This window comes from uncultured Ruminobacter sp. (assembly GCA_902764345.1).
Lineage (GTDB): Bacteria > Pseudomonadota > Gammaproteobacteria > Enterobacterales > Succinivibrionaceae > Ruminobacter.
The window spans coordinates 1-4,580 of the sequence record CACWVT010000088.1; the positions used below are offsets into that span (position 1 = coordinate 1).

At 46.6% G+C, this 4,580-nt stretch carries 5 protein-coding genes; 4 read left to right on the forward strand and 1 reads right to left on the reverse strand.

Annotation, left to right across the window (positions count from 1 at the left end):
• The 3 genes from QZU58_RS09930 to QZU58_RS09940 all read left to right on the forward strand — a co-directional run.
• The coding region (locus QZU58_RS09930) for an MATE family efflux transporter (protein ID WP_294496432.1) at positions 1 to 1,176 on the forward strand (1,176 nt) is incomplete at its 5' end.
• 34 nt (positions 1,177 to 1,210) lie between these two features.
• Positions 1,211 to 2,434 (forward strand): MalY/PatB family protein, encoded by a 1,224-nt coding sequence (locus tag QZU58_RS09935; protein ID WP_294496434.1) that lies wholly within the window; start codon positions 1,211 to 1,213, stop codon positions 2,432 to 2,434.
• A 168-nt stretch (positions 2,435 to 2,602) separates the two neighbouring features.
• Positions 2,603 to 3,235, forward strand: a complete 633-nt coding sequence (locus QZU58_RS09940) for a hypothetical protein (RefSeq protein WP_294462127.1) — start codon at positions 2,603 to 2,605, stop codon at positions 3,233 to 3,235.
• 177 nt (positions 3,236 to 3,412) lie between these two features.
• Here QZU58_RS09940 and QZU58_RS09945 read toward each other — a convergent pair whose 3' ends face one another.
• On the reverse strand, positions 3,413 to 3,919 hold the full coding sequence (locus QZU58_RS09945) for a hypothetical protein (protein ID WP_294462129.1): 507 nt from the start codon (positions 3,917 to 3,919) through the stop codon (positions 3,413 to 3,415).
• Positions 3,920 to 4,417: 498 nt separating this feature from the next.
• Here QZU58_RS09945 and QZU58_RS10245 point away from each other — a divergent pair.
• Positions 4,418 to 4,580: MerR family DNA-binding transcriptional regulator (locus QZU58_RS10245; protein WP_363174841.1), on the forward strand; the 163-nt coding region annotated here is incomplete at its 3' end.

Here is a 4,580-nt window from a genome sequence, read left to right on the forward strand (position 1 = left end):
GCCGCTTCGGCAGGCTTCACGGTTCAGGTTGCCCAGTCAATAGGAGCCGGTCGTTTCGTAAAGGCCCGAGCCACGGCAGGTCTCGGCTTCTTCTGCCTTCTGACTCTCAGTCTCATGCTTGGAGTACTGTGCGCAGCATTTTCAGACAGAGTCCCCTATCTTCTGGGCGGAACCCCGGACATAGCCCCCATGGCATCATCATATTTTCTGGTGTTCATGGTCACTTTTCCGTTCGTGGTACTTAACATGTATACCGCAGGTCTTCTGCAGGCCGACGGCAACATAAAAACGCCGAGCATTCTGAACATCTGCGTCTGCGTTCTTGACGTTATCTTCAATTATCTTTTTATATTTCATACCCGACACATTGAATTTGCCGGGTTTTCCGTGACCATACCGGGATTCGGACTTGGCGTTACGGGAGCAGCCGTGGGTACCGCTCTTGCCGAAGCAGTGGTATCCGCAGTCATGCTCTGGTGCCTGCTCATAAGAAACGAACATCTTCACCTGCGCAGGGAAAAGCTGAGGCTGAGCCTCATGGCATTCCTCCGTGCAGTCAGAATATCCCTGCCGATAGGTCTTGACCATCTGGCGACCACCGGAGCCATGGTTGCATCAGTGGCAATCGTCTCAGTACTGGGAACCACGGCCATAGCCGCACACAGCTTCGCCATTACCGCCGAAAGCTTCTGTTACATGATAGGATATGGTACGGCTCATGCGGGAACCGCCGTAATCGGTCAGTGCGTTGGTGCCGGCAGAAATGATCTTGCCAGAAATTTCACGCTAATCATTACGTCTGTAGGCGTTTTTTTCATGTCGGTGGCCGGAGTTATAATGTACATAACTGCTCCGTTTCTCATCGGGCTGCTTTCGCCGGATCCGGAGATACGTGAACTGGGAACCGTCATACTCAGAATAGAAGCCTTTGCAGAACCTCTGTACGGAGCTTCAATACTAATAGCAGGATGCGTCCGCGGAGCCGGGGATACATTTGTGCCGGGACTCCTTAACTCAGGCTCAATGTGGCTTATCCGCATCCCGCTGTCAGTTGCTCTTGCAGGAACTCTCGGACTTCAGGGGGTATGGGTTGCCATGGCACTGGAGCTTTCGGTAAGAGGAGTGCTTTTCATCATGAGGCTCAGAAGCGGAAAATGGCTCAAATGCCGACAATAAACAGAATTTTTAAACACATGGAGACTGAAAATACATGAAGGAAATAAAAACAAGCAACGGAATCCCTATGTACGGAGAGTACGATGCATTCACGGATTTTGATAGCGTAACCGACAGAAGCGGTACCAATTCCCTTAAATGGGATGACTCACGTCCTGACGAACTGCCACTGTGGGTAGCGGACATGGATTTTCGGACATGCCCGGCCATAACGGAGGCCATCATGGAAAGAGCCGCTCACGGCATATACGGCTACAGCATAATACCTGCTGAATGGAATGAGGCTTACAGAAAATGGTGGAGTGACAGACACGGATACACGCCGTCTGCGGAGTCACTGGTATTCTGCACCGGAGTTGTGCCTGCCCTTTCAAGCATTGTCAGAAAACTGACCACCACGGCAGAGAAAGTGCTCATAATGACGCCCGTATACAATATCTTCTTTAACTGCATTCTGAATCAGGGCCGCTTTGTGAAGGAGTTCCCTCTTGAGTGCCGTAACAGCAGCTACTTCATTGATTTTGAGAAACTTGAGGAGTATCTGTCTGACCCGCAGTGTACAATGATGTTCCTCTGCAATCCCCACAATCCCGTAGGCCGAATCTGGACAGCAGAGGAACTGGAACGCATCGGCAGTCTCTGTCACAGGCACGGAGTTATCGTTGTTTCCGATGAGATACACTGCGATCTTACCAGACCGGGAACTGAATATGTCCCTTTTGCTTCGATAAACGAGGAGTGCGCCCAGAACTCCATCACCTGCTGGTCCCCGGGAAAAAGCTTCAACATGGCAGGTCTTAACAGTGCTGCCGTCATGATCCCGAATCCATCACTCAGATATCGTGCGGAAAGAGGTCTTAATACGGATGAATGTGCCGAGCCGAACGCCTTTGCAATACAGGCAACGGTAGCCGCCTACACCGGGGGAAATGACTGGTTCGAGAAGCTGAGAACCTACCTTTTTGCCAATGCTGATCACGCACGAAGCCGCATCCTGGCCGAGATTCCCGAAGTCGGAGTGACGCTGATGAATGCAACCTATCTCATGTGGCTTGACGTATCCGCCATCACTTCCGATTCCCGTATTCTCACTGATTTTCTGCGCTCCGCATATGGTCTCAGAGTAAGTGACGGCTGCCAGTTCGGTACCGGAGGGGAAAAATTCATCAGACTGAACGTGGCATGTCCACGCATCATCCTCGACAGGGCTCTGGACAGATTTGTCGAAGGCTGTCTAAACTTTAAGCAAAGACATTAAAATTTGCCGATGGCGTCAAATGCCAAAAGAACGGTCAATTGATAACGATATATGTTTGTGATATATTTTTCTGAAAATGTTTACAGACATTGATTGTATCGGTAACGTATATCCATTGGGGCGTCGGATCTGCCGGCTGCCCCGCTTAGTTTTATAGGATAAAGAACAATGATCCATTATAACGATGAACTTCTTACTTCAAATAATGAAGATGCGGTGGAAAGAAAGAAGAGAGACCTTAAGAAGGCTCCGAAGGTGAAGGCTGCGGATGTTGCGTCCCTTTCCAACGATGAACTCCTCAGAAAGAGCATTATAAGAGCCTGGCGTCCGTACAGGGGTAAGATTTACATTGATCCGTTGTTTGAAAGATATTCAGTCAAGAAATTTGACTTTTACAGTATCCGCAGCGTAATTACGGAACGCTATTACTGTTATCCTGAAGTTGAAAGCTTCACCATCACCGACATTAACGATACCTCAGAGCATTACTGCTTCAACGGCTGCAAGGGCAACCTTAAAATCAGGGTATGCTTCGTTAAGCCCGGCGTAATTTCCGATGAACTTCTGAACCAGATGTACTTCATGGGCACATACAGTGAATTTGCCCTGTGGGAGCTTGATACCGGCGACTACGGTAAAAAGCTTGTCGAAAAGCATGGTACCTACAAGTGCTTCGTAAGGGACAGCATGGCACTCTTCATCGGCTCAGAGGATAATGATCAGTCTGCTGATTCTCAGGAACCGGAAGCTGAGATTACTGAGGCATGCGACGAATCCGTAGCAGGTTCTGACGACCAGTAGTTTCAGGACGGCACGTCAGCCTCCCGGTGAGGCGTGTCTGACTGAATGTGCAATCCAGCCGTTAAGCGGTATTCATACTGAAGAAAAGCTCAGGCTCTTTTAATGAACCTGAGCTTTTCTGATTCCTGGGAAACGGTTAACCGTTGCCTTATAACTCTGAGGAGCGGAAGACTTCCGTCAGATATATGATCTGTGAGCAGTCTGACCGCACATATGCATCTTCAATTCGGCAAGCTTCGACTTATCGGTAATCTTTCTGCCGTTAATTTCAGCGGCGTAAATAATCATATCCTCATCATAAGTTCTCAACGGCCCGGTAATGTCAATTTTAAGTTTCGCATGTTCAAGTGAACCGCTTTCATTTTTAAGCATTCCGTCGGCATCAATTATGGTCAGGGTATCATCCGCATAACGATCAGGTGATCCGGTGTGTATTAACTTAAGTTTAAGCTTATAATTTGCCATACCTGAACTGAGGACGTCACTTAGTGTTTTATGTGAAGAGTGGCAGACTACCGTGGCAAGCATTTTGTCTGAAACGTTACCGTTAACCGGGTCTCCGTTAAGTTCTGCATAAATGAGGGCACAGACCATACAGAAGACAAATACAATCATTGCCGCGATTTTAAATCCCTTTTCCCTGTTTCTGCGAATCTGTTCGCTGAACTCCTTATCTTCAGACATGTACTGACCTCCTTTACCAGCATGTTAAATTTCGAGGTTAATCCGCCGTGAACGTTTGCTGGTTAACCTAACCTGCAACCTGACGGAATAATTTTCCTGTATTCTTTATAATAATATTGTATTTCCGTATGAGCAACCTTAAATGTCTGCTTCAACGTCAGCCTTAGACAGATATAGTAAGCCGTAAAAGCCGTAACGGTATTCCATGTGAGATTATGATTACTTAAATCTGCTCAAAAAACGTGCATTGATCGCGTTTCATGAAAAAAATTTTCACTAACGGCAACCTTGTTCGCAAAGTTAACAGAATATAATGTATAAAAATAATTCATTGGGATATCCTTATTAATGATAATGGTCACGCTTTGCGCAGACGTAAAGCAGAAGTACCACAATATGGTTAACGTTTCCTGACCTGACAGTCAAGGGTTAACAACTGCTTGACCAAATCTATAAATAATTTATAATATATTTAAAATAGTTATAGGTTTATTTGTAGTGAATAAGATTATTTCAATTGGACAGGCTGCTAAATTGCTTGGTGTTCATGTTCAGACTTTAAGTAACTGGGAAAAATCAGGGAAGCTAAAGCCTGACAGTATATCTCCCGGAGGAACCAGAAGATATAACAGTGATACCATAATGAGGATAAGCGGTAAAG